The organism is Photobacterium malacitanum (assembly GCF_900185615.1).
Classification (GTDB): Bacteria; Pseudomonadota; Gammaproteobacteria; order Enterobacterales; family Vibrionaceae; genus Photobacterium; species Photobacterium malacitanum.
Genome location: NZ_FYAK01000014.1, coordinates 39,869 through 65,315, shown reverse-complemented (window position 1 = coordinate 65,315; position 25,447 = coordinate 39,869). Strand labels below are relative to the sequence as shown.

Annotated in this window: 23 protein-coding genes; 18 read left to right on the top strand and 5 right to left on the bottom strand. The window is 42.3% G+C overall.

All coding sequences use genetic code 11. The features are described from left to right. Window positions 1–8 precede the first annotated feature (8 nt). The gene (gene glyS, locus PMAL9190_RS18080; RefSeq protein ID WP_087846560.1) at window positions 9–2,078 is read left to right on the top strand and encodes a glycine--tRNA ligase subunit beta; all 2,070 of its coding nucleotides are present in this window, start codon (window positions 9–11) and stop codon (window positions 2,076–2,078) included. A gap of 231 nt (window positions 2,079–2,309) precedes the next feature. After that, window positions 2,310–3,560 (top strand): valine--pyruvate transaminase, encoded by a 1,251-nt coding sequence (locus PMAL9190_RS18075; protein WP_087846558.1) that lies wholly within the window; start codon window positions 2,310–2,312, stop codon window positions 3,558–3,560. Between the two features lie 115 nt (window positions 3,561–3,675). Here PMAL9190_RS18075 and gyrB read toward each other — a convergent pair whose 3' ends face one another. Genes gyrB through dnaA form a run of 4 tightly spaced genes read right to left on the bottom strand, consistent with a single transcriptional unit; the run spans window position 3,676 to window position 9,696 of the window. Further along, window positions 3,676–6,093, bottom strand: coding sequence for a DNA topoisomerase (ATP-hydrolyzing) subunit B (gene gyrB, locus PMAL9190_RS18070; protein WP_087846556.1), 2,418 nt, complete (start codon window positions 6,091–6,093; stop codon window positions 3,676–3,678). A gap of 15 nt (window positions 6,094–6,108) precedes the next feature. Next, on the bottom strand, window positions 6,109–7,191 hold the full coding sequence (recF, locus tag PMAL9190_RS18065) for a DNA replication/repair protein RecF (RefSeq protein ID WP_087846554.1): 1,083 nt from the start codon (window positions 7,189–7,191) through the stop codon (window positions 6,109–6,111). Between the two features lie 2 nt (window positions 7,192–7,193). Further along, complete coding sequence (gene dnaN, locus PMAL9190_RS18060; RefSeq protein WP_087846552.1) at window positions 7,194–8,294, bottom strand: DNA polymerase III subunit beta; 1,101 nt, start codon at window positions 8,292–8,294, stop codon at window positions 7,194–7,196. Window position 8,295: 1 nt separating this feature from the next. Beyond that, window positions 8,296–9,696 carry a chromosomal replication initiator protein DnaA gene (gene dnaA / locus PMAL9190_RS18055; protein ID WP_087846550.1) on the bottom strand — a complete coding sequence of 467 codons (1,401 nt, stop codon included), beginning with the start codon at window positions 9,694–9,696 and terminating at the stop codon, window positions 8,296–8,298. Window positions 9,697–10,172: 476 nt separating this feature from the next. On the opposite strand from dnaA, the gene PMAL9190_RS18050 reads away from it, so the two are divergent. The 8 genes from PMAL9190_RS18050 to mnmE all read left to right on the top strand — a co-directional run bounded on the left by PMAL9190_RS18050 (window position 10,173) and on the right by mnmE (window position 16,453). Beyond that, window positions 10,173–10,928, top strand: coding sequence for an amino acid ABC transporter substrate-binding protein (locus PMAL9190_RS18050; protein WP_087846548.1), 756 nt, complete (start codon window positions 10,173–10,175; stop codon window positions 10,926–10,928). Window positions 10,929–11,007: 79 nt separating this feature from the next. After that, window positions 11,008–11,679, top strand: a complete 672-nt coding sequence (locus PMAL9190_RS18045; protein WP_087846546.1) for an amino acid ABC transporter permease — start codon at window positions 11,008–11,010, stop codon at window positions 11,677–11,679. Then, complete coding sequence (locus PMAL9190_RS18040) at window positions 11,676–12,413, top strand: amino acid ABC transporter ATP-binding protein (protein WP_087846544.1); 738 nt, start codon at window positions 11,676–11,678, stop codon at window positions 12,411–12,413. The genes PMAL9190_RS18045 and PMAL9190_RS18040 overlap by 4 nt, the downstream gene beginning before the upstream one ends. A gap of 183 nt (window positions 12,414–12,596) precedes the next feature. Continuing rightward, the gene (gene rpmH, locus PMAL9190_RS18035; RefSeq protein ID WP_006233350.1) at window positions 12,597–12,731 is read left to right on the top strand and encodes a 50S ribosomal protein L34; all 135 of its coding nucleotides are present in this window, start codon (window positions 12,597–12,599) and stop codon (window positions 12,729–12,731) included. 15 nt (window positions 12,732–12,746) lie between these two features. After that, on the top strand, window positions 12,747–13,103 hold the full coding sequence (rnpA, locus tag PMAL9190_RS18030; protein WP_082732189.1) for a ribonuclease P protein component: 357 nt from the start codon (window positions 12,747–12,749) through the stop codon (window positions 13,101–13,103). Next, complete coding sequence (gene yidD, locus PMAL9190_RS18025; RefSeq protein WP_080159046.1) at window positions 13,070–13,327, top strand: membrane protein insertion efficiency factor YidD; 258 nt, start codon at window positions 13,070–13,072, stop codon at window positions 13,325–13,327. Before rnpA ends, yidD begins: the two co-directional genes overlap by 34 nt. Window positions 13,328–13,329: 2 nt before the next feature. After that, window positions 13,330–14,970, top strand: a complete 1,641-nt coding sequence (gene yidC, locus PMAL9190_RS18020) for a membrane protein insertase YidC (RefSeq protein WP_087846543.1) — start codon at window positions 13,330–13,332, stop codon at window positions 14,968–14,970. A 115-nt stretch (window positions 14,971–15,085) separates the two neighbouring features. After that, window positions 15,086–16,453, top strand: coding sequence for a tRNA uridine-5-carboxymethylaminomethyl(34) synthesis GTPase MnmE (gene mnmE / locus PMAL9190_RS18015; RefSeq protein ID WP_087846541.1), 1,368 nt, complete (start codon window positions 15,086–15,088; stop codon window positions 16,451–16,453). 73 nt (window positions 16,454–16,526) lie between these two features. Here mnmE and PMAL9190_RS18010 read toward each other — a convergent pair whose 3' ends face one another. After that, window positions 16,527–17,069 carry a cobalamin adenosyltransferase family protein gene (locus tag PMAL9190_RS18010; protein ID WP_087846539.1) on the bottom strand — a complete coding sequence of 181 codons (543 nt, stop codon included), beginning with the start codon at window positions 17,067–17,069 and terminating at the stop codon, window positions 16,527–16,529. Window positions 17,070–17,209: 140 nt separating this feature from the next. On the opposite strand from PMAL9190_RS18010, the gene PMAL9190_RS18005 reads away from it, so the two are divergent. The 8 genes from PMAL9190_RS18005 (at window position 17,210) to PMAL9190_RS17970 (ending at window position 25,373) form a co-directional block, all read left to right on the top strand. After that, window positions 17,210–18,127 carry an ABC transporter substrate-binding protein gene (locus tag PMAL9190_RS18005; RefSeq protein WP_087846537.1) on the top strand — a complete coding sequence of 306 codons (918 nt, stop codon included), beginning with the start codon at window positions 17,210–17,212 and terminating at the stop codon, window positions 18,125–18,127. Further along, window positions 18,105–19,145 (top strand): FecCD family ABC transporter permease, encoded by a 1,041-nt coding sequence (locus PMAL9190_RS18000; RefSeq protein ID WP_087846535.1) that lies wholly within the window; start codon window positions 18,105–18,107, stop codon window positions 19,143–19,145. The genes PMAL9190_RS18005 and PMAL9190_RS18000 overlap by 23 nt, the downstream gene beginning before the upstream one ends. Beyond that, window positions 19,142–19,909, top strand: a complete 768-nt coding sequence (locus PMAL9190_RS17995) for an ABC transporter ATP-binding protein (protein ID WP_087846533.1) — start codon at window positions 19,142–19,144, stop codon at window positions 19,907–19,909. Before PMAL9190_RS18000 ends, PMAL9190_RS17995 begins: the two co-directional genes overlap by 4 nt. 353 nt (window positions 19,910–20,262) lie before the next feature. After that, entirely contained in the window at window positions 20,263–20,709 is a 447-nt protein-coding gene (gene mioC, locus PMAL9190_RS17990) for an FMN-binding protein MioC (RefSeq protein ID WP_087846531.1), read from the top strand. A 426-nt stretch (window positions 20,710–21,135) separates the two neighbouring features. Further along, window positions 21,136–23,025, top strand: coding sequence for a tRNA uridine-5-carboxymethylaminomethyl(34) synthesis enzyme MnmG (mnmG, locus tag PMAL9190_RS17985; protein ID WP_087846529.1), 1,890 nt, complete (start codon window positions 21,136–21,138; stop codon window positions 23,023–23,025). A 10-nt stretch (window positions 23,026–23,035) separates the two neighbouring features. Then, on the top strand, window positions 23,036–23,656 hold the full coding sequence (gene rsmG, locus PMAL9190_RS17980; RefSeq protein ID WP_087846527.1) for a 16S rRNA (guanine(527)-N(7))-methyltransferase RsmG: 621 nt from the start codon (window positions 23,036–23,038) through the stop codon (window positions 23,654–23,656). A gap of 14 nt (window positions 23,657–23,670) precedes the next feature. Further along, entirely contained in the window at window positions 23,671–24,465 is a 795-nt protein-coding gene (locus tag PMAL9190_RS17975; RefSeq protein WP_087846525.1) for a ParA family protein, read from the top strand. 8 nt (window positions 24,466–24,473) lie between these two features. Continuing rightward, window positions 24,474–25,373, top strand: a complete 900-nt coding sequence (locus tag PMAL9190_RS17970; protein ID WP_087846523.1) for a ParB/RepB/Spo0J family partition protein — start codon at window positions 24,474–24,476, stop codon at window positions 25,371–25,373. Window positions 25,374–25,447 lie beyond the last annotated feature (74 nt).

Below are 25,447 nucleotides of genomic sequence, written 5' to 3'. Positions count from 1 at the left end.
GGATAGCCATGACAGATAAGAATTTCTTAATTGAGCTAGGTACTGAAGAGTTGCCGCCAAAGGCACTTCGTACTCTAGCTGAAGCATTTGCAGCCAACTTTGAAGCGGAGCTAAAAGCCGCGGATTTACCTCACCAAGGTATTAAATGGTACGCGGCTCCACGTCGCCTAGCACTTAAAGTAACGGCACTTGCTGAAAACCAGCCTGATAAAATCGTCGAAAAACGCGGCCCTGCAATTGCTGCTGCTTTTGATGCTGACGGTAATCCTACTAAAGCGGCTCAAGGTTGGGCGCGCGGTAATGGTATTACGGTTGAGCAAGCAGAGCGCATGGTTACCGACAAAGGTGAATGGTTACTGTTCAAGCAAGAAGTTAAAGGCCAACCAGCCCAAACACTACTACCTGAACTAGCAGCTGCAGCGCTGGCTAAACTGCCAATCCCACGCCCAATGCGTTGGGGTGATAAAGAAACACAATTTATCCGTCCAGTAAAAACCCTAACCATGCTGTTGGGTGACGAGCTAATCGAAGGCACTATTTTAGGTGTAGCTTCAGCACGCACCATTCGCGGCCACCGTTTCATGGGTGAAGCTGAATTTACTATCGACAATGCTGATCAATACCCTGCGATTTTAGAAGAGCGCGGTAAAGTAATGGCAGATTATGAAGCGCGTAAAGCGATCATTTTAGCTGATGCTCAAAAAGCAGCTCAAGCTGTCGGTGGTATTGCTGACTTGGAAGATGACCTTGTTGAAGAAGTGACTTCTTTGGTTGAGTGGCCGGTTGTACTAACCGCTTCTTTTGAAGAAGAGTTCTTAAAAGTTCCTTCTGAAGCTTTAGTTTACACCATGAAAGGCGATCAGAAGTACTTCCCGGTTTATGATGCAGAAGGCAAGCTAGTACCTAAGTTCATCTTCGTATCAAACATCATCTCTAACGATCCAAGCCAAATTATCTCGGGCAACGAGAAAGTGGTTCGTCCACGTTTAGCTGATGCTGAGTTCTTCTTTAATACCGACCTTAAGAGTAAATTGGTTGATCGTCTGCCTCAACTAGAGACTGCTATCTTCCAAAAGCAATTGGGTACAATTAAAGACAAGACGGATCGTATTACTGAACTTGCAGGCTACATTGCTGACAAGATTGGTGCTGATGTAACTAATGCTAAACGTGCTGGTCTACTGGCTAAATGTGACCTAATGACATCAATGGTATTTGAATTTACAGATACTCAAGGTGTGATGGGTATGCACTATGCACGCCACGACGGTGAAGCTGAAGATGTTGCACTAGCCCTTAACGAGCAATATATGCCTCGTTTTGCTGGTGACCAACTTCCAAGCACTGGTGTTTCTTCTGCAGTAGCAATGGCTGACAAACTAGATACTATCGTAGGTATCTTTGGTATTGGCCAAGCTCCAAAAGGCAGCGATCCATTTGCATTGCGTCGTGCTTCTTTAGGTGTGTTACGCATTATCGTTGAAAACGGTTACGACTTAGACCTTGTTGACTTAGTTGCTAAAGCGCACTCATTATTTGGTGACAAACTAACGAACGCTAACGTTGACTCTGATGTTATTGAATTCATGCTTGGTCGTTTCCGTGCATGGTATCAAGACGCAGGCTTCAGCATTGATGTTATTCAAGCTGTGCTAGCAATGCATCCAACTCAACCGTCTGACTTTGATAAACGTGTTAAAGCGGTAAGTCATTTCCGTGACTTAGACGCAGCTGAATCACTAGCAGCGGCTAATAAACGTGTTGGTAATATTCTAGCTAAATTTGACGGTGAGCTACCAACAACGGTTGATAACAGCTTATTAGTTGAAGCGGCAGAAAAAGAACTTGCTGCTAAAGTTGAAGCTGTTGTTGCAACGCTAGCACCCGTCTTTGCTGCAGGTGATTACCAACAAGCATTAACAGAGCTAGCATCACTACGCGAAGCTGTTGATGCGTTCTTTGACAACGTAATGGTGATGGCTGAAGACGAAAAACTTAAAGTTAACCGTCTAGCACTGCTTAACTTATTACGTAACCAGTTCTTACAAGTAGCAGATATTTCATTACTGCAAAAGTAACTTTTAGCACTGGTTGATAATAATAAACCACGCTTCGGCGTGGTTTTTTATGGCTAAATATTTAAGGTTTAACTTTGTTCCACGTGAAACACATCGACACAGCCGACCACTACCACGAGAGCAAACAAAAAGTTTCACTTCCGATCACTATCAGGTATTTTGATTTATCGCCCACCACTAACGGGCATCGCAAGCACGTAACCCTGCACTGATATAGAGGTCGATAGCACCATGGAATTTTCTAGCTTTGGCGATAAGTTCGCTGGCGATTCAGGCATTACTCAATTAATGCACGATCTAAACGATGGTCTGACTAACCCTGATGCCATTATGCTTGGTGGTGGTAACCCAGCTCAAATTCCGGCGATGGTCGACTATTTTAATCAACTACTGGCCGACATGGCTACGACTGGAGAGTTAACCGCGTCGATCACCAACTACGATGGCCCGCAAGGCAAAGACCGTTTTATCACTGCCCTCGCGACACTTCTCAACCACCACTATGGTTGGAACATCAGTAGTGACAACATCACCCTAACCAATGGCAGTCAAAGTGCCTTCTTTAATTTATTTAATTTATTAGCCGGAAAATGTCAGAATGGCAGCCATAAAAAAATTCTGTTGCCGCTGTCGCCAGAATATATTGGCTATGCAGACGCTGGCCTTGAGCCGGATATGTTTATCTCTTACCAACCGACAATCAGTGTGTTGGATAATGGCCTGTTTAAATACCATATCGATTTTAGCCAATTGGTGATTGATGACACTATTGGTGCTATTTGTGCATCACGTCCGACTAACCCAACCGGTAATGTACTCACTGATGATGAGATTAAACAACTCGATACCCTTGCCCAAGCGCACAATATTCCGCTGATTATCGATAACGCCTATGGCATGCCTTTCCCTGATATTATCTTTGCTGATGTCACTCCATTTTGGAACCACAATACTATCTTATGTATGAGCTTATCTAAGTTGGGATTACCGGGGATTCGCTGTGGTATCGTCATTGCTAAAAAAGAGATAATTACCGCGCTCACTAATATCAATGGCATTATCAATCTTGCTCCTGGCAGTTTAGGGCCAGCGATTGCTGACAAATTAATTAGTCGTAATGATCTATTACGGCTAAGCCATGAAGTGATTCGTCCTTATTACCACCGTAAAGCTCAGCATGCAGTGAGTTTATTACAGCACTATATCAAGGATGAACGGTTTCGAATCCATAAGCCTGAAGGGGCAATATTCTTATGGTTATGGTGTGATGAATTACCAATTACCACTAAAGCGCTATATCAACGCTTAAAAGCCCGCGGTGTATTGATTGTCCCTGGCGAATATTTCTTTATTGGTTTACAACAACCATGGCAACATAGTCAGCAATGTTTACGGATGAACTACGTTCAAAGTGATGAGCAGATGGAACAAGGAATAAAGATAATAGCTGAAGAAATCACACGAGCTTATGCGGCAGGCTAATGCTGCCCTCCCCTATTACTATCGAGATAAAATACAACGTAGATGACAAATATTATCCATAAAAAAACGCCGCTAATGATAGCGGCGTTTTTATAAGTATTAACCTAACAACAAACTAGACGTCAAGGTTAGCAACTTTTAGTGCATTCTCTTCAATGAAGTTACGGCGCGGTTCAACCTGATCACCCATCAAACAAGTAAACAATTCATCTGCTGCAACAGCATCATTAATGGTGACTTGCAACATACGGCGTACATCAGGATCCATGGTTGTTTCCCACAACTGATTCGGGTTCATTTCACCCAGACCTTTATAGCGTTGTAAAGATAAGCCACGACGTGATTCTTTGTTTAGCCACTCAAGCACTTCTTTAAAGCTTGAAACCGGTTGTTTACGCTCACCACGTTGAACAAAAGCTGTCTCATCTAATAAGCCATCTAGTGCTTCAGAAAGATCCGCTAATTTAGCGTATTCTTTAGAGTTCAGTAGATCGAAGCTTAATGGGTAGTCATGATCAACACCATGAGTACGTACCACAACCTTAGGTACGAAGACGTTGTTTTCTTCGTCACGTAAGATTTCAAACGTAAACTGACTTTCACCTGATTGCTTGGTATTTAGTGCTGCAACAAGGTGAGTTAACCATGCTTCAACTTGCGCACTATCAGCTAGCATTTCAGTACTTAAACGAGGTTGATAAACTAACTCATTCAGCATTAATGCTGGGTAACGACGGCTCATGCGTTCGATCAGTTTCATCGCACCATTGTATTGCGTCACTAGCGTTTCAAGTGCCATACCTGTCATCGCTGGCGCACCATCATTAGCAAACAAAGAAGCATTATCCAGTGCCAATGATGTTTGGTACTGGTTCATCTCTTCGTCATCTTTAATGTATTGCTCTTGTTTACCTTTCTTCACTTTGTAAAGTGGTGGTTGAGCAATATAGATGTGGCCACGCTCAATAAGCTCTGGCATTTGACGATAGAAGAAGGTCAATAGTAACGTACGAATGTGCGAACCATCGACATCGGCATCGGTCATGATGATGATATTGTGGTAACGCAATTTATCTGGGTTGTACTCGTCACGGCCAATACCACAACCCATAGCTGTGATCAGCGTTGCCACTTCTTGTGAAGATAGCATCTTATCGAAACGGGCTTTTTCAACGTTGAGGATTTTACCTTTTAGTGGCAGAATCGCTTGGTTTTTACGGTTACGCCCCTGCTTGGCAGAACCGCCAGCAGAGTCCCCTTCCACAATGTAAAGTTCAGACAGTGCAGGATCTTTTTCCTGACAGTCAGCAAGTTTACCTGGAAGACCCGCTAAATCTAATGCGCCTTTACGACGTGTCATTTCACGTGCTTTACGCGCCGCTTCACGCGCACGAGAAGCATCGATAATTTTAGTACAAATGATCTTTGCATCTGCCGGACTTTCTAATAAGAACTCGGCAAACTTCTCGTTCATTGCTGATTCAACTGCGCTCTTCACTTCACTTGAAACCAGTTTATCTTTGGTTTGGCTAGAGAACTTAGGATCAGGTACTTTTACCGAAACAACAGCCACTAAACCTTCACGTGCATCATCACCAGATGTCGCCGCTTTGGCTTTCTTTGAGTAGCCTTCTTTATCCATAAATGAATTAAGAGTACGGGTCAATGCGCCACGGAAACCCGCTAAGTGAGTACCGCCATCACGTTGAGGGATGTTGTTAGTAAAGCAGTAAACGCCTTCTTGGAAACCGTCATTCCACTGCATTGCCACTTCAACGGTAATACCGTCTTCACGCTCACTGTCAAAGTGAAACACTTTCTGGTGAATCGGCGTCTTGTTGCGGTTCAAGTGTTCTACAAACGCGCGAATACCACCCTCATACATAAAGTGATCTTGCTTACCGTCTTCACGCTCATCAATTAACTTGATAGAAACACCTGAATTCAAGAATGACAATTCACGTAGACGTTTAGCTAAAATTTCGTAATGGAATTCAATATTGGTAAAAGTTTCTTCACTTGGCCAGAAGCGTAAACGGGTACCAGTACAATCCGTATCACCAATCACCGCAAGTGGTGCTTCAGGCACACCATGACGATAAATTTGTTGGTGAATATGCCCTTGACGATTGATGGTTAGTTCAACTTTCTCAGATAAGGCGTTTACAACTGAAACACCCACGCCGTGAAGACCACCAGACACTTTGTAAGAATTATCATCGAACTTACCACCAGCGTGAAGTACCGTCATAATAACTTCGGCAGCTGACACACCTTCTTCTTCGTGAAGTTCAGTCGGAATACCACGACCGTCATCGCTTACCGAAACCGAACCATCTTCATGGATCGTTACAATGATATCTTCACAGTGACCTGCAAGAGCCTCATCGATAGAGTTATCGACAACCTCAAAAACCATGTGGTGCAAGCCAGTACCATCATCAGTATCACCGATGTACATTCCTGGGCGCTTACGTACCGCATCGAGGCCTTTAAGCACCTTAATGCTTGATGAATCGTAATTGTTGGACATTGAGTTACTCTCGCTTTAATTATCCTGTGTTATCTTACCGTGTTCAACCATGAACAACTTACCATTTTCATCAAGCATATCAACCACTTGCTCGCGACTAATAGCACTAATGAACACTTGGGCGTTAGTTTCCTTTAATCGCTGCGCAAGCAACGCTCGCCTATGGCTATCCAATTCGGAAGCAAAATCATCAATTAGGTAAATACACTGTTTGCCGGTGGTCTCGGTTAGATGTAAACCTTGCGCTAAACGCAACGCACACACCATTAACTTTAACTGACCGCGGGACAATACGTCCTCAACCGGTGTTCCAGCAACTTTGATGCGTAAATCAGCCTTATGAGGCCCACTTACGGTATAGCCAAGCTGACAGTCACGTTCAAAATTACGTTGTAGCAGCTCAGCATACGGTGTCTCTTTTTCCCAGCCTCGATAAAAACCGAGCTGAATATCAAACTCAGGTAAAAACACCTGACATATCTCAGCTGCTTTAATTTTAACAGCATCAATATAATCTTGGCGCCACACACTAATTTGCTCAGCAAGTAATGCCAGTTCTTGATCCCAATAACTGAGTTCACGATAACTACGTGCTTGCTTTAATAATGCATTACGCTGTTTCGTTAGTCTTTTTAAGCGGCTCCATGCATTATAGAACTTTGGTTCAACATGAAACACACCCCAATCAATAAAAGCCCGTCGAAATTTAGGTCCGCCAATTAATAAATCGAACCCTTCAGGAGTAATTAACTGAAGTGGCAAAATCTGCGCCAGTTGAGCGAGCTTTTGATGACCCTCTCCACCAATTTTAACTTCCGTCGTGCCATCACGCTGTTTACTGATCCCCACCGGTAAAGTGAGATCATTATTATCGGTTACTCGGCCATGAATAAATAGCTGTTGCTGTTCATGGCGAATTACACGACTGGTTAAATGGCTGCGGAATGAACGTCCGTGTCCTAGATAATGAATTGCTTCAAGGACACTGGTTTTACCGCTGCCATTAGCGCCAACTAAAAAATTAAACCCATTGGCTAATGCAATATCACACTGAGCAATATTACGAAAATCCTGCACCAATAATCGAGTAAGTGCCATAGTTACAATCTAATTGGCATTACTACATACATAGCTTCATCATTGGTTGCATCTTCAATTAATGACGGTGCATTAGCATCTGATAATGACAACCGTACTTGATCACACTTAAGTGTATTCAAAACATCAAGTACATAACTAACGTTGAAGCCAATCTCTAAGCTGTCACCCTCATAATCAACATCAAGAAACTCTTCTGCTTCTTCCTGTTCCGGGTTATTGGCCGTGATCCGTATTTCACCATTAGATAAACCGACTCTAACACCACGGAATTTTTCATTAGATAAAATAGCCGCTCGCGCAAATGCTTTACGCATCTCATCACAATTAGCTTCAACGAATTTGGTGCTATTTTGTGGCATTACACGACGATAATCAGGGAAGCGGCCATCAACTAGCTTTGAGGTAAAGACAAAATTACCCACTGTCGCGCGTAAATTTGAATGACCAATTTGAATATCAACCAAGGCTTCAGGGTTATCAAACAACCGCACTAATTCAAGCACCCCTTTACGCGGCACAATAATTTGTTTGGTTGGTAAATCATGACCAGTATTAATCGCACATACAGCCATACGGTGACCATCAGTTGCGACAGAACGCAAATGTTGACCATCGGTCTCAAATAACATTCCATTTAAGTAGTAACGAACATCTTGGTTTGCCATTGAAAACTGAGTACTGTCGATCAGTTGACGCATACGCCCTTGCTCAAGGGTAAATTCAACCTCACTTTGCCAATCTTCAATATTTGGAAAATCAGCAGCAGGTAACGTTGTTAACGTATAACGACTACGACCAGAGCGAATTAAAACGCGATCACCTTCATAGATAACTGCAATGGTCGCGCTATCAGGCAAACCACGGCAGATATCTAAAAATTTACGTGACGGTACTGTTACTGCACCAGCTTCAAAATCGCCTTCCAATGCAATCTTCGCGATCAATTCGACTTCAAGATCGGTGCCTGTCATCGATAAACAGCCATTCTCAACTTGCAGCAGAATATTACCTAGAATCGGTAATGACGGACGACCCCCTAGTGCACCAGTTACCTGTTGCAAAGGTTTTAATAAATGTTCACGTTCAACAGTAAATTTCATATTAAGACGACAACGTTCTAATTAAGTTTGAATAATCTTCTTTAATATCGTGGCTTTCTTCACGTAATTGCTCGATCTTACGACAAGCATGGAGCACGGTAGTATGATCGCGACCACCAAAGGCATCGCCAATCTCAGGAAGACTGTGGTTTGTCAGCTCTTTCGCCAGTGCCATCGCCATTTGACGTGGACGAGCAACACTACGAGAACGACGCTTAGACAGCATATCTGCCATCTTTATTTTATAATATTCAGCAACCGTCTTTTGAATATTATCAATGGTTACCAACTTTTCTTGTAATGCGAGTAAATCGCGTAACGCTTCACGCACAAAATCAATCGTAATTGCACGACCAGTAAAATTAGCATTGGCAATAACGCGATTCAATGCCCCTTCTAACTCTCGCACATTAGAACGTAAACGCTTAGCGATAAAGAACGCGACTTCATCAGCCAATCGAATATTATGATCTTCGGCTTTCTTCATTAGAATAGCAACGCGAGTTTCAAGCTCTGGCGGTTCAATCGCTACCGTTAATCCCCACCCAAAACGCGATTTTAAGCGATCTTCTACCCCGTTAATTTCACGCGGGTAACGATCAGAAGTAAGAATAATTTGTTGATTACCTTCTAATAACGCATTAAAGGTATGAAAAAATTCTTCTTGTGAACGCTCTTTATTAGCAAAAAATTGAATGTCATCAATTAATAATGCGTCGACACTACGGTAATAACGCTTAAATTCTTCAATGGCGTTATTTTGCAATGCTTTCACCATATCTTGCACAAAACGTTCTGAATGCATGTAAACCACTTTAGCATTGGGTTTACGATTAGCGATCGCATTACCCACCGCATGCAATAAGTGCGTTTTACCTAAACCGGTACCGCCATATAAAAATAATGGGTTATACGCCGCACCGGGGTTGTCTGATACCTGACGACATGCAGCAAGACCTAACTGGTTCGATTTACCTTCAACAAAATTATTAAAATTATGCTTAGGATTTACATTTGAACGATAGCCCCCTGGCGATTCAGCTTGTATCGAAGAGGGTGCAGGCTCGTAATGCATCGGCTCAGGCTCAGTAGTACGAGGTTTTGATTGTGGCAAGGTAAATACTGGCGGCGCAACTGGTTGTGGCGGTGTCGCAACAGGTTTACTACCGACTTCAAATCGCAGACTCGGCGCGTCAGCACCGCAGAATTCATTCAGCAGTCGATTAATATTATTAAGATATTTATCACGCACCCAATCTAATACAAATCGATTAGGAGCAAATAATGTCAAGGTATGATCATTTAATTCAGCCTGAAGCGGACGCAGCCACATACTGAATTCTGTCGCAGGGAGTTCTTCCTGAAGGCGTTGAAGGCACTGCAACCATAGCGAAGATGACAAGGTAGACTCCACACTGAATAAACAAAACATAAAAGGAGGATAATTTTATACGTGCTGAACAAGGATCACCAGTAAAGAGATCGCAGATCCAGTGAATAAGATCGAACTTATGCACATAGATCGCACAATAAAATGTAAGATCAGCACAATTTAACCTACCTTTACCCACAGCTATATTAACACATCAATCACAAATATAAGTCGCTCATTCCCCGTTTAATGCTGTTTTTGCTTAATAATGTCCATTATATCGTCATCAATTATCATCCACAGAGAAAATTCATCGTTGTGGGTAACCTTTCTATGCCAAATACACGCTTTCTATATGCCGAAAAAAGCATGACATTGAAGTGTAATATGTCATCAGCCAAACAAATGGTTATTTCAAATAACTGTTAATTATTATCTTTACCATTTAATACCAAGGTAGGATGGCCTCACCAAATAAATCTCTATCAAGGTAAGGAATGTACCGAATGAAAAACTGGATAAAACCTCTTGTGATTGCAAGTACACTACTTGCTTGTACAACGACGAGTGTCATGGCTGCAACCACAGTTAAAGTGGGCATGTCTGGTCGTTATTTTCCATTCACGTTTGTAAGTAAAGATAAATTGCAGGGGTTTGAAGTCGACCTATGGAATGAAATAGGCAAACGTAACGATTACCAAGTTGAATTTGTTACTGCGAGTTTTTCAGGTTTATTTGGTCAACTAGAAACAGGACGAATTGATACTATTTCTAACCAAATTACTATTACACCTGCCCGCCAAACCAAATTTTTATTCAGCCAACCTTATGTTATTGACGGTGCACAACTTGTGGTTCGTAAAGGTAATACGAGCATCCACTCACCTGCAGACTTAGATGGAAAAACAGTAGGGGTTAATCTCGGTTCCAACTATGAACAGTTATTGCGCCAGTTACCTAATGCTAAGCAAATTAATATCAAAACCTATGATAGTGGTATTGAACAAGATGTGGCGTTAGGTCGCACAGATGCCTTTGTAATGGATCGTTTATCGTCGCTAGCGATCATTAATAGTAAACCACTACCGTTACAATTAGCCGGAAAACCCTTTGCTACCATTGAAAATGCATGGCCATTTTTAAATAACGCCAAAGGTGAGTTATTACAACAACAAGTAAATAAGGCATTAACGGCTATGCGTGATGATGGCACCTTAAAAGCGATCTCAACCAAATGGTTCCATAGCGATATCACTCAATAATCTTCATTCCACCATTGATAGTAATTGTCACTGGTGGAGTCTGTCTCACCTTGCTTAATCAGTAAAACGGATCACCATTATGGGTTTTGATTTTAATTATATGTTGTCGTTGATGCCTATTTTGTTGAAATACCTACCAACGACATTATCTATGGCTGCACTTGGGGCTGTTTTTGCCCTGATACTTGGCTTAATTCTCGCTTTAATTCGTATTTATCAGCTGCCTGTGCTGAACTCGCTAACGCAGCTTTATATCAGTTTTTTCCGTGGTACACCGTTACTCGTTCAACTCTTTTTACTCTATTATGGCTTGCCACAAGTGATGCCAGGCTTAGTTGGACTGAATGCTTTTAGCGCCGCAGTGATCGGCCTTAGTCTTCATTTTGCTGCCTATATGGCAGAAAGTATTCGCGCCGCCATTATGGGTGTAGATCGCAGCCAACGAGAAGCAAGCTTATCGATTGGAATGACAGAATCGCAAACCATGCGTCGCATCATATTGCCGCAAGCAACCCGTATCGCGTTACCGTCATTGATGAATTATTTTATTGATATGATCAAATCAACCTCACTAGCCTTTACGCTTGGGGTGCCTGAAATCATGGCAAAAGCACAAATGGAAGCCTCATCAAGCTTTAAATTCTTTGAAGCTTTCCTTGCTGTAGCAGTAATATATTGGGTTGTAGTGATAGTGCTTACTCGCTTACAACAGCTAGCTGAAACACGTTTAGACAAGGCCTATGTACGATGATAAACATAAAAAAACTCACTAAGCGCTTTGGCGAACATACTGTTTTTAGCGATCTCGACCTACAAATTAACCAAGGCGAAATCGTGGCAATTATCGGCCCATCAGGGACAGGTAAATCAACCTTTTTACGTTGCCTTAATTACCTTGATAGCGCTAACAGCGGCACTATCACTATTAATAATGTTGAGGTTGATTGCCAGCAACCTAAAAAAAATGACATTTTAGCCCTGCGACGCCAAACCGGATTTGTGTTTCAAAATTACGCGTTATTTAATCACCTTACCGCCCAACAAAATATCAGTGAAGGGCTAAAAGTTGTTAAAGGACTCGACAATCAACAAGCACAACAGCAAGCACTGAGTATTTTGACCGATATTGGCTTAGCTGATAAAGCTAATCATTACCCCGCCGCCCTTTCTGGTGGTCAACAGCAGCGAGTGGGGATTGGTCGTGCAATGGCGTTAGATGCTGAATTACTGTTGCTAGATGAGCCCACATCAGCGCTGGATCCTGTGTGGGTAAACGAAGTGCTAAACTTGATCAAACAATTGGCACAGCAGCGACAAACCATGTTGATCGTCACCCATGAGTTACAGTTTGCGCGCGAAGTTGCCGACAGAGTGATCTTCATGGCCGACGGTCAATTTGTAGAGCAAGGGCCACCACAGCAGATCTTTAATCACCCTAACGATCCGCGACTAAAGGCCTTTTTGACTCAAATTGGGATCCAATAAGGATCCTTGAACTTCGCGCTATAAAACGTATAATGCAGCGCCCGTCATTAGATGTGGGTATAATTATTGACTCTTTGTTGGTCAGTGATTACAATTCCGCCTCTTTGTTGGTGGTAATTGTCCAATTATGGCTAATTACATCTAACAAACTTAAAAACTGATCAGTTAATTTAAGGTAAAACCATGAAACGCACATTCCAACCTTCTGTTCTTAAGCGTAAGCGTAGTCACGGCTTCCGTGCTCGTATGGCAACTAAGAACGGTCGTGCAACAATCAATGCACGTCGCGCTAAAGGCCGTAAGCGTCTTTCTAAGTAATCATCGACGATTATTTTGAATAAGTACGCTTTTTCTCGGGAGTTACGTTTGTTAACTCCCGAACATTACAAAACTGTCTTCCAGCAAGCTCATCGTGCTGGCTCTCCTCACTTGACTATTCTTGCCCGTTCTAACGAATTCGACCACCCCCGTCTCGGTCTGGCTGTTCCTAAAAAACAGATTAAAACTGCTGTCGACAGAAACCGCTTCAAGCGCGTTGTTCGCGAAAGTTTCCGTTTAAAACAACATCAGCTTCCAGCCTGTGACTTCGTAGTCATCGCTAAGAAATCAGCCAATGATTTGAGTAACGAAGAACTATTTACGTTGTTAGATAAGTTATGGCATCGCCTGTCTCGCCCGTCGCGTGGCTAGTCGTCAGACTAGTCCGCTTTTACCAACTGGCAATCAGCCCGCTTCTTGGGCCACGCTGTCGGTTCACCCCTACATGTTCTCAATATGCGATCGAAGCTGTAAAAACGCATGGAGCGCGAAAAGGTTGTTGGTTAGCGGCGAAACGTCTATTAAAATGTCACCCTTTAAATGACGGTGGTTACGACCCCGTTCCGCCAACCAAGCATAACGACAGAGAACATTAACCATGGGTTCCCAACGTAATATTCTGTTAATTGCCCTACTGTTTGTCTCATTCTTGCTATTTCAGCAATGGCATGGCGACAAGAACCAGCAACCAACGAAGCCGGGTGTAGAGCAGCAAGTCAATAACAATAGTGGTATTCCATCACACTCAAGTGATAACCAACCACTGACTGACCAGAAAACTTCAACTAACTTAATTACCATTAAAACGGATGTACTGGAATTAACAGTCGACACGCTTGGTGGTGATGTTATTAATGCAAAACTACTTAAATACGACAATACTCTCGGTTCTAAAGACCCGTATGTTTTATTAAGTGACACTGATGGCCGTGATTATATCGCGCAATCTGGCTTAATTGGCACTAACGGTTCTGATTCACAAACTCATGGCCGCGCACAATACGCCGTGACTGCAAAAAGCTTTGTGATGGCACCAGATCAAAACGAACTACGTGTACCAATGACATTTACTAAAGATGGCATTAGCTACACTAAAACCTTCGTTTTCAAGCGCAACGATTATGCGGTTAACGTTGACTATACTGTCGACAACAAAACTGACAAAGCAGCAACCGTACAAATGTACGCGCAGCTTCGTCACCGTCTAGAAAGCAAAACAGGCGGCGGTATTCAAGGCATGGCGATGCACACTTACAACGGTGCGGCATACTCAGCTAACGATACTAAGTACAAAAAATACAGTTTTGATGACATCAAAGAGAAGAACCTTAACCAGTCAGCAAATGACGGCTGGGTTGCGATTATGGAGAACTACTTCGTATCAGCATGGATCCCTCGTGATGGCGTAGATCAGACTTCTCAAGTCTACAGCAGCGATAACAACGGTGTAGGTTACATCGGCGTACGTATGCCACTAGAGACTGTGGCTCCTGGTCAAACAAAAGAAATCAAAGCAACATTATGGCTTGGTCCTAAGTTGCAAAAAGAAATGGCGGCAACAGCAGCTAACCTAAACCTAACGGTTGATTACGGTTGGTTATGGTTCATTGCAAGTCCATTGCATAAATTGCTTTCTTTCATTCACGGTATTGTAGGTAACTGGGGTGTAGCAATTATCATCCTAACGCTAATTGTGCGTGGTGCGATGTACCCACTAACAAAAGCACAGTACACCTCAATGGCGAAAATGCGCATGCTACAGCCTAAGATTCAGGCGATGCGTGAGCGTTTAGGTGATGACCGTCAACGTCAAAGCCAAGAAATGATGGAGCTGTACAAAAAAGAGAAAGTAAACCCACTTGGTGGTTGTTTACCTATCATGCTACAGATGCCAATTTTCATTGCACTGTACTGGGCACTAATGGGATCAGTTGAATTGCGTCATGCGCCATTCTTCGGTTGGATTCAGGATCTGTCAGCACAAGACCCGTACTACATCCTGCCTGTTCTTATGGGTGTATCAATGTTCCTGATTCAGAAGAACAGCCCATCAACAGTCACGGATCCAATGCAGCAGAAAATCATGACCTTTATGCCGGTTATGTTTACTTTCTTCTTCTTATGGTTCCCATCAGGTCTAGTGTTGTACTGGTTAGTATCAAACATTGTGACTCTGATTCAACAGACTATTATTTTCCGCGCGTTGGAAAAGAAAGGTTTACACAGCAAAGCTAAATAAGCGCTGCCTGTGAATAAAAGGCGACCTTAGGGTCGCCTTTTTTTATGGGCAGATTAGGTGTAAACCCTCACAGTGGTTTACAATCATCAAGTCATTTTAAAGCAAAGCCAAGGTTATGAATCAACATATCGATACTATCGTTGCACAAGCAACACCACCGGGCCGTGGCGGCGTCGGCATCATTCGCGTTTCAGGTCCTAAAGCGAAAGAAGTAGCCCTTGCCGTTGCTGGTCGCGAGTTAAAAACCCGTTACGCTGAATACCTGCCATTTAAAAATGAAGATGGTACTGCGCTTGATCAGGGGATCGCGCTGTTTTTTAAAGGCCCCAATTCATTTACCGGCGAAGATGTATTAGAACTCCAAGGCCACGGTGGCCCAGTATTAATGGATATGATGATTCGTCGTATTCTTAATATTGATGGTATTCGTCCAGCACGTCCAGGTGAGTTCTCTGAACGTGCGTTTATGAACGATAAGCTTGATTTAGCCCAAGCTGAGGCTATTGCTGATTTAATTGATGCCAGCTCAGAAGAGGCCGCCAAAAGTGCCTTTAAATCACTGCAAGGTGTATTCTCAAACAAAGTAAATGAACTCGTTGAAGCCTTAATTCATTTACGTATTTTTGTCGAAGCTGCCATTGATTTCCCTGAAGAAGAAATTGATTTCCTGTCTGACGGTAAAGTCAGTGGTGATCTCAATAACATCATGGCTCGCTTAACTGATGTACGTAAACAAGCCAATCAAGGTGCGATCATGCGTGAGGGCATGAAAGTCGTGATTGCAGGTCGCCCTAATGCAGGTAAATCAAGCCTACTCAATGCATTATCGGGTAAAGACAGTGCGATTGTGACCGATATTGCAGGTACGACTCGTGACGTATTACGTGAGCATATCCACATTGATGGAATGCCATTACACATCATTGATACCGCCGGCTTACGTGAAGCAACCGACGAAGTAGAGCGCATTGGTATTGAACGCGCATGGGCTGAAATTGAACATGCCGATCGAGTGTTATTCATGGTTGATAGCACGACCACTGACGCCACCGATCCTAAAGAAATTTGGCCTGACTTTATTGAGCGCCTACCTGCTGATATGGGTCTAACTGTCATTCGCAATAAAACAGAGCTAACGGGTGAACCAGCCGGTATCTGTCATGTGAATAATCCAACCTTAATTCGCCTTTCTGCACGCACAGGTGAAGGTGTAGACGACTTACGTGAACATCTAAAGCAATGTATGGGATTTGCAGGTACGACCGAGGGCGGCTTTATGGCGCGTCGTCGTCACTTAGATGCGCTAGAGCGTGCAGCAGAACATTTAGAGATCGGTAAACAACAACTTGAAGGCTTTATGGCGGGTGAAATTCTGGCAGAAGAATTACGTCTTGCTCAACAGCACTTAAGTGAGATCACAGGTGAGTTTACCTCAGATGATTTACTCGGACGTATCTTTACTTCGTTCTGTATTGGTAAGTAACGACTAACATTAAACTTTGTATTAATGGCTACCCTACAAAAACGCCACATGTCATTGATATGTGGCGTTTTTATTATTTTTTAACTTCGGGCTTAGGATAATTTATGCTGATATATTCAGGCTCTTCAATCCCAGCCTGTTGATTAAGTACTCGCGTTAACGCGAACAAATAATTAACTAACAAGTTACTAAACCTTGGCAATATTGGTGGCACTTTTTTAGCCGATGCATCGACTCTAACTAATTGCCTTACGACCTTTTTAGCTAAACTTCGGCATTGATGTAATTGCACCACCGCCCCAACCCCTCGTGGTAATACAAACCGTTTATTGCTATCTGTTACTTGATCGCGAAAGTAATGATAATCCGCTTTAAGCTTACTAATATCAGACTCAAAAATGCCGCACTTACCTCGAATCGAACCATTTAAATGAAAAATTCGTGGTTGGAGCCAGATTAATGATTGTTGCATTTCTCCATGGTCTAACTGCGAGATCACCAAGCCAACATAAGTACATAATTCATCGGTGAGAATTTCAAAATCGCACAAGGGTGAATCTTCAAAAATGAACGGATAAGCGAGTTCGTCAATATCGCCAGAAAATTTTAATACCATGACTTTATTCGTCCTTACTAAATACGGCTAATTCCACCAGTAGACTGTCATTGACAGCGTTCCAAAAATCACTAACTATGTCCGCAAATTTTGCTTGCTAGGGATGTTGCAAGCTCACCATCTACGACGTATGGAAAATTATGTACCGACTATGTAAATATTTATTTTTTATTGGCTGTTTATGCGGTAGTTCAATCGGCTTTGCGGCTGAAACTGTCTATCCAATAACGGTTATAGATGCCAGTAATCATGCGGTTACATTGACTAAAATGCCGACTCGAGTCGATTCTAAAAGCATGTTTAGCGATCAAGTTCTCATGGCACTGCTACCACTCAAAAATATCACCAGCTTAAGCCGCTTAAGCAAAGATGCTACTTATTCAATTATTGCTAACCAAATTCCAGCCACCCTACCATTACGCGATCTAAATGTTGAACGTATTATTGCCGAGCACCCCGATTTAGTCTTGGTCGCTAGTTGGAGTGATAGCCCTAAAATAGCCCAACTACGAGCAGCGGGTATTACGGTATTTGTGATTAAAACGGTTTATAGCCTTAAAGATATCGAAAAAAACATCTTATTAGTCGGTAAACTAGTTAATCAAAATACTGCCGCAGCAGCGTTAGTTGAAGCTATGCAGCAAAAGCTTAAGCAACAGGTTATTGTTCCCAAACAACCACTAACCGCAATTGAATACACGCCGTGGGGAGCATCCAGTAACCATAACTCAACGATCAATACCATTATTAGTCACGCTCAACTCAAAAACGTTATTGCGTACACCAGTGGCGATAAATTTGGTCAAGTACCGATTGCCAAAGAGCAACTATTAATGCTTAACCCTGATGTGATTATTATACCTGGGGTAGACAGTGATGGTTTTAAACAACAATTACTCCATGATCCAGCCTTGCAAACGTTAACTGCTATTCGTGATCGGCGCGTGATCAGTTTGCCACATTCACTGCGTTCAACTGATAGCCAATACATTGCCGACGCTATCATTTACCTTAATCATAAGGTTTATCAGCCCCATGCTCAGTCATCAATACATTAAACCGCTACAAGGCATTGTGGCATTAATTGGATTATTACTGCTGTTAATTATCTACCTTAGCCTCGGCTCTGTCTCGATCCCTATTGGTGACATTTTTGCCATGTTCAACAGCTATATGCATGGCGGTGAGGCATTAGCCCAACAACAATATCCTCTCGCCTCGGCAATTATATTACAGATCCGCTTACCACGTGCTTGTGCCGCGATATTAGCTGGTAGCGCACTAGCCTTAGCTGGAGCTTGTAGCCAAGGCTTATTTAGAAACCCTCTTGCGAGCCCCGATATCTTAGGCATTAGTGCCGGTAGTAGTTTTGCCGCTGTCGTTGCAATAGTCTGTGGCTTAACCGTGGTCAATCCCGCCTTATTACCTGTCGTCACCGCAATTGGGGCTTTAATCACTGCCACTATCGTGTATTTGATTGCCCGTCAAACCCAGCAGCATGGCTTATTCATCATTTTAGCGGGGTTGGCAGTATCAAGTTTATTAGGTGGATTAACCATGGGGGTACTATTAACCGCTCAGCAATATGAAGTCAGTGAGTTTGTATTCTGGACTATGGGTGGTCTGGATGCGCGAACTTGGCAACAATTACTATGGCCAACCCCAATAATCATTATCGCCGCGTGGATATTGCTACGCCATGGACAAACGTTAAACTTGCTCGCTTTAGGTGAACAAAATGCCCATGGCATGGGTATCAATGTCGGTCACAGCCGCCGATTATTATTACTACTAACCACCTTACTCACCGCAATGGCAATTGCTGTAGCGGGTCCAATAGGCTTTATAGGCTTAATAGTCCCGCATTTAGCGCGACTATTAGTAGGACCCAATAACCGTATTTTACTGCCATTTTCAGCCTTATTTGGCGCAATGTTCCTCTTAGGGTGTGATCTTATTGCGCGTACTGTTATTGCTCCCAACGAATTAAAAACCGGGATTATTACCGCAATTGTTGGTGGGATCTATTTTATTATTCTATTAATTCGTAGCCAATATAAAGGATTACAATCATGATCCTCCCACTTACAGTCAACCACTTAAGTTACTATCAAGGATCGCAGCCATTATTACAAAATATTAACTTTGCCATTAATCCTGGCGAATTAGTCGGTATTATTGGCCCTAACGGCGCAGGTAAAAGCACCCTGCTAAAATGCCTCAGTGGATTTATCACTCCTACAGATGGCTGTATTCGTTTATTTGATCAGCCACTTAACAGCTATAGTCATCAACAACGAGCTCAACAATTAAGTTATTTACCTCAACACACTGAGCCTGCATTTGGGTTTATCGTTAACGATATTATTTATTATGGTCTTCACCAATCGGCAGCACTACCACAACACAAAATAAATAATATTATTAGTCAGTTACAAATAGAAGAACTCTTAAATAGACCCATCAACCAACTCTCTGGTGGCGAACAACAACGCGTGCATTTTGCCCGTTTATTAATTCAAAATGCAGCCATCATGCTACTTGATGAACCGACAGCCAGCCTCGATATTGGCCATGAATCATTATTACTTAATATTCTCAGCCACCATTGCCAACAAGGTAAAAGTGCCTTAATCGCCATTCATAACCTTAATACCGCGATCACCTTTTGCGACCGCTTATTATTACTTGAACACGGCCAGCAAATTGCCTTTGATAGCCCTCAAAAGGTATTAACTCCGCAACAAATCACTGCGCTTTATCATCACCACGTCAGTGTTACTCATCATCCAGACAACCAAAAACTGGTTATTTTACCGCAGCGACACTCGATCCCTTGAGCAAGGTGATCAATTATCTGATCACCAAAAACAACGATCATAACCCTGTGTGAATAATAAGGGGATCATGTGGGTAAGATCAGTTCTAATCATTACTAACTCTTATCGTGACCATTCTATAATGATCTTGTTAGCCATTATAATTACTGATATTTAGTCACAAATACCCACAATTTCTCCCACTTTCATCCCCATTATTAGCTGGTGGATAAAAATATTAGCCTTTCAGTGAATAAAACACCCTTCATATGCCATAAAGGCTATCTTTATAGGGTTTGATCTCAGTACAATATTCGCTAGGTATTTCGTTTGATGTCGATGATCCCATCAAAGCGCTCACTCTAAGGATAATTATGTCAACTATTACTCTGATCACAGGCAGCACTCTTGGTGGTGCTGAATATGTTGCCGATCATGTCGCTGAATTATTAACAGCACAAGGCCATCAAACCGATATCATCAATCAGCCTCAGCTTGAACAGCTGAATCAAGACTCTATTTGGTTAATTATTTGTTCCACGCATGGGGCGGGTGATTACCCAGATAACTTTATAGCCTTTGCTAATGCGCTGCGTGATCAAAAACCCGCACTTAAGGCGTTAAAGTTTGCTGTTATTGGGCTTGGAGACAGTAACTACGATACTTTTTGTGCTGCCGGCAAAAATATTGAAGCATTATTGGTTAAATTAGGTGCTACACCCATCGGTCAACGACTGGATATTGATGTATCGATGACACCTGTACCTGAAGAACCAGCTGAAATTTGGCTTGAAGAGTGGCAAAATTACCTTAACGGTTAAAAAACGGTCAATAGTTACTCAATTATTTATGTTCTTTAATGGTTTTTTCTGTGGATAACTATGGATCTAAACAGTGATCAACCCATAGTTATCCATTTAATAACTTCTATGGCTTTCGAGCCCTGTGTATAAGTAGCTATTTTGATCCCAGCCTATCCTCTGAAAGATCCAAGCTACTCCACAGTAAATGATCTTCATTAAATGCATGATCATAAGGATCATTTAACGGTTATCCACACGATCGATGGATCCTAATAGTAGATCTAACAGAAGATCTCTTTAAAAAGATCTTATATATATTTAAACAACCAAAATGGCCGATCAAATGATCTTGATGAAAGATTCTCTCTTGCCAAGAAACAGGATAGAATGTCCGCCCTTTGCTCGAGTTAACTCACTGGCTATTTAAATACCTGAGGAAGTTTCATGTTTTACCAGGAAAAATTTGATGTCATCGTTGTGGGTGGCGGTCATGCCGGTACAGAAGCGGCACTGGCAGCAGCCCGAATGGGACAAAAAACCTTACTGTTGACCCATAATATCGATACGTTGGGCCAAATGTCGTGCAACCCAGCTATCGGCGGGATCGGGAAAGGACACCTGGTTAAAGAAGTTGATGCCCTTGGTGGTTTGATGGCGCATGCCATCGATAAAGGCGGTATTCAGTTCCGTACCCTCAACGCTTCCAAAGGCCCAGCAGTGCGGGCAACACGTGCACAAGCTGACCGTGCACTTTACAAAGCAGCAGTACGTAACGTATTAGAAAATCAGCAAAATTTAATGATTTTCCAACAAGCTGTGACTGATCTTATTGTAGAAAATAATCGCGCAACAGGCGTGGTTACTGAAATGGGATTAAAATTCCATGCTAAAGCTGTGGTATTGACCGTAGGTACATTCCTTGGCGGCAAAATTCACATTGGTTTAGAAAATTATAGTGGTGGCCGTACTGGTGATCCGGCATCAAATGCCTTAGCTGATCGTTTACGTGAATTACCATTACGTGTTGATCGTTTGAAAACAGGTACTCCACCACGCATTGATGCGCGTAGTGTTGATTTTAGCGTGCTTGAAACTCAACACGGTGATAATCCGACGCCAACGTTTTCGTTCATGGGTAAGCAATCGGATCATCCACGTCAAATTCCATGTTTTATTACTTACACCAATGAGCGTACTCATGAAGTGATTCGTAATAACCTTGATCGTAGCCCAATGTATGCCGGTGTGATCGAAGGTATTGGTCCGCGTTACTGTCCTTCAATTGAAGATAAAGTAATGCGTTTTGCGGATAAAAATAGCCACCAAATTTTTATTGAGCCAGAAGGCTTAACCACTAATGAACTTTATCCGAACGGTATTTCAACCAGCTTACCTTTTGACGTTCAAATGCAAATCGTACGTTCAATGAAAGGCTTTGAAAATGCAACCATTATGCGTCCAGGTTATGCGATCGAGTATGATTTCTTCGATCCGCGTGACCTTAAGCAAACCTATGAAAATAAATACATTGATGGGTTATTCTTTGCCGGACAAATTAATGGTACTACCGGTTATGAAGAAGCAGCGGCACAAGGCTTAATGGCGGGTATGAACGCAGCGCTTCAGACTCAAGACAAAGAAGGCTGGAGTCCACGTCGCGATCAAGCTTACATGGGTGTATTGATTGACGATCTGTCAACCATTGGCACTAAAGAACCTTACCGTATGTTTACTTCACGTGCGGAATACCGTTTGCTGTTACGTGAAGACAATGCTGATTTACGTTTAACTCCAATGGGTCGTGAGTTGGGTCTCGTTGATGATGAACGCTGGGCGCGTTTCAATCAAAAACTAGAAAATATGGAACAAGAACGCCAGCGTTTGAAAGATATTTGGGTTAATCCAAATTCAAATCATATTGAAACTTTAAACAAGATCCTTAAATCACCGATCGTACGTGAGGCCAATGGTGAAGATCTTCTTCGTCGTCCTGAAGTGACTTATGATCAATTAACTAGCATTGAAACTTTTGCGCCTGCACACGATGATATTGAAGCGCGTGAGCAAGTTGAAATTCAGATTAAATACCAAGGTTATATTGACCGTCAGCGCGATGAAGTAGAAAAATCATTACGTCATGAGACCACTAAATTACCGTTTGATCTCGATTATAGCTTGGTAAAAGGCTTATCAAATGAAGTGGTGGTTAAGCTTAATGATGCCAAACCAGAATCTATCGGTATGGCATCGCGTATTTCAGGTATTACACCTGCGGCAATTTCATTGTTATTGGTTTATTTGAAAAAACATGGCTTGCTTAAAAAAGGCGAATAAGGGTTAGATAATGAAACAACGTTTAATAGAACTTATCGCTCAAACTGATCTTCAGGTCACAGAACAACAACTTGATCAATTGATAGGTTATGTGCAACTGCTACACAAATGGAATAAAGCGTATAATCTAACTTCTGTGCGCGATCCAAATGAAATGTTAGTTAAACACATTATGGATAGTATTGTGGTTAGCAAATATTTAGACGGTGAGCGTTATATCGATGTTGGTACGGGACCGGGATTACCTGGTATTCCGTTAGCGATTATGTGTCCGAATAAATCATTCACGTTACTTGATAGTTTAGGTAAGCGCATTCGCTTTATCCGTCAAGTGCTTCATGAGCTGAAAATTACTAACGTAACCGCTGTTCAAAGTCGTGTTGAAGAATTTGATCCCGGTGAAGGTTTTGACGCGGTGTTAAGCCGTGCTTTTGCCTCAATGTCTGACATGGTTAATTGGTGTCACCATTTACCGAAACAAGGTGGTCAATTCTTCGCCTTAAAAGGCCAGTATAATCAAGACGAAGCAGCAGAGCTTCCTGAGTGGTGTACTGTTGTTGAAGTTAAATCGTTACAGGTTCCTGATCTTGAAGGCGAGCGTCATTTAGTTGTATTAACAGCCAAAGATTAATTGTTGAGGTTTTTGTGGGAAGAATCATAGCTGTTGCAAATCAGAAAGGTGGTGTCGGTAAAACAACATCGTGTGTCAATCTGGCTGCTTCATTGGCTGCTACTCAGCGTAAAATATTGGTGATCGATCTTGATCCTCAAGGTAACGCGACCATGGCCAGTGGCGTCGACAAATACCAAGTTGAAGCCAGCGCTTATGATCTTTTAGTTGATGAAACTCCTTTTAATCAAGTTGTTATTAACGAAACTACCGGTGGCTATCATTTGATAGCTGCCAATGGCGATGTCACTGCCGCTGAAATTAAATTAATGGAAGTGTTTGCTCGCGAAACGCGGTTACGTAATGCGCTAGCTTCGGTTCGTGATAATTACGATTATATTTTTATTGACTGTCCACCATCTTTAAACTTGTTAACTATCAATGCAATGACCGCTGCAGATTCGGTATTAGTGCCGATGCAGTGTGAATATTTTGCCCTTGAAGGTTTAACCGCATTGATGGATACCATCAGTAAGTTAACCGCCGTTGTTAACAGTGATCTTAAAATTGAGGGCCTGTTACGAACCATGTTTGATCCTCGTAACCGACTTTCAAATGAGGTATCACAGCAGCTTAAAAAGCATTTTGGTGATAAAGTATACCGTACTGTTATTCCACGTAACGTGCGTCTTGCTGAGGCACCAAGTCATGGTCGCCCAGCAATGTATTATGACAAATATTCTAGTGGTGCTAAGGCGTACTTAGCGTTAGCCGGTGAAATGATTCGCCGTGATGAATTAGCACTACAAGCCACTCAGGTTGAAGCGTAAGGTTTTCCATGAATTTCAATAAAAGAGGCTTAGGCAAAGGCCTTGATGCCCTACTAGCCACCAGCAATGTTGCTCAAGCAAAGAAACAACAAAATGATCAGCATGCCTCACAGCAAGCTGCTATTGATGGTGAGTTATGCCAAATTGCAGTATCAGCATTAAGCTCTGGTCAATACCAACCCCGTAAAGCAATGGCTGCTGATGCATTAACTGAATTAGCCGACTCGATTCGTGCTCAAGGTGTTATTCAGCCGATTGTTGTACGCCGTATTGATAATCAGCGTTATGAAATTATTGCCGGTGAGCGTCGTTGGCAAGCTGCGCGTCAAGCGGGATTACAAACCGTTCCTTGTATTATCAAAAATGTTGATGATCGGGCCACTGTTGCGATTGCGTTGATTGAGAATATTCAACGTGAAGATCTTAATGCCATCGAAGAAGCACGTGCTTTAGAACGTTTGCAACAAGAGTTTTCATTAACCCACCAGCAAGTAGCTGATGCTGTGGGTAAATCACGTGCTGCTGTTTCTAATTTACTGCGTTTGAATCAATTGTCTGATGCTGTCAAACAACTGGTTGAACAAAAACAGTTAGAAATGGGTCACGCAAGGGCTTTATTAGCCTTAGATGAGCAGCAACAGTTAGCTACAGCACAAATTATCATCAATAAGTTGTTAACTGTGCGTGAGGCTGAAAAGCTAGTTAAAACACTATTAAATCCAACCGCAACGCCAGCCAAGTCGGCACCACAGCCACAGACTGTCGCGTTACAATTAAGTTTGAGTGAGCGTTTTGGAACCAAAGTAGCCATTAATCAAAATAAAAATGGTAAAGGTAAAATTGTTATTAATTTCGACCAACAAGATAAATTAGCGCAAATTCTTGCAATGTTAGGCCACGAACTGTGATCTGGTCGCGGTAATTTTTGATTAGACGATTACCCTGTGGTAGTTAAGTTATTTTGTTGTAAAATATAAATGTT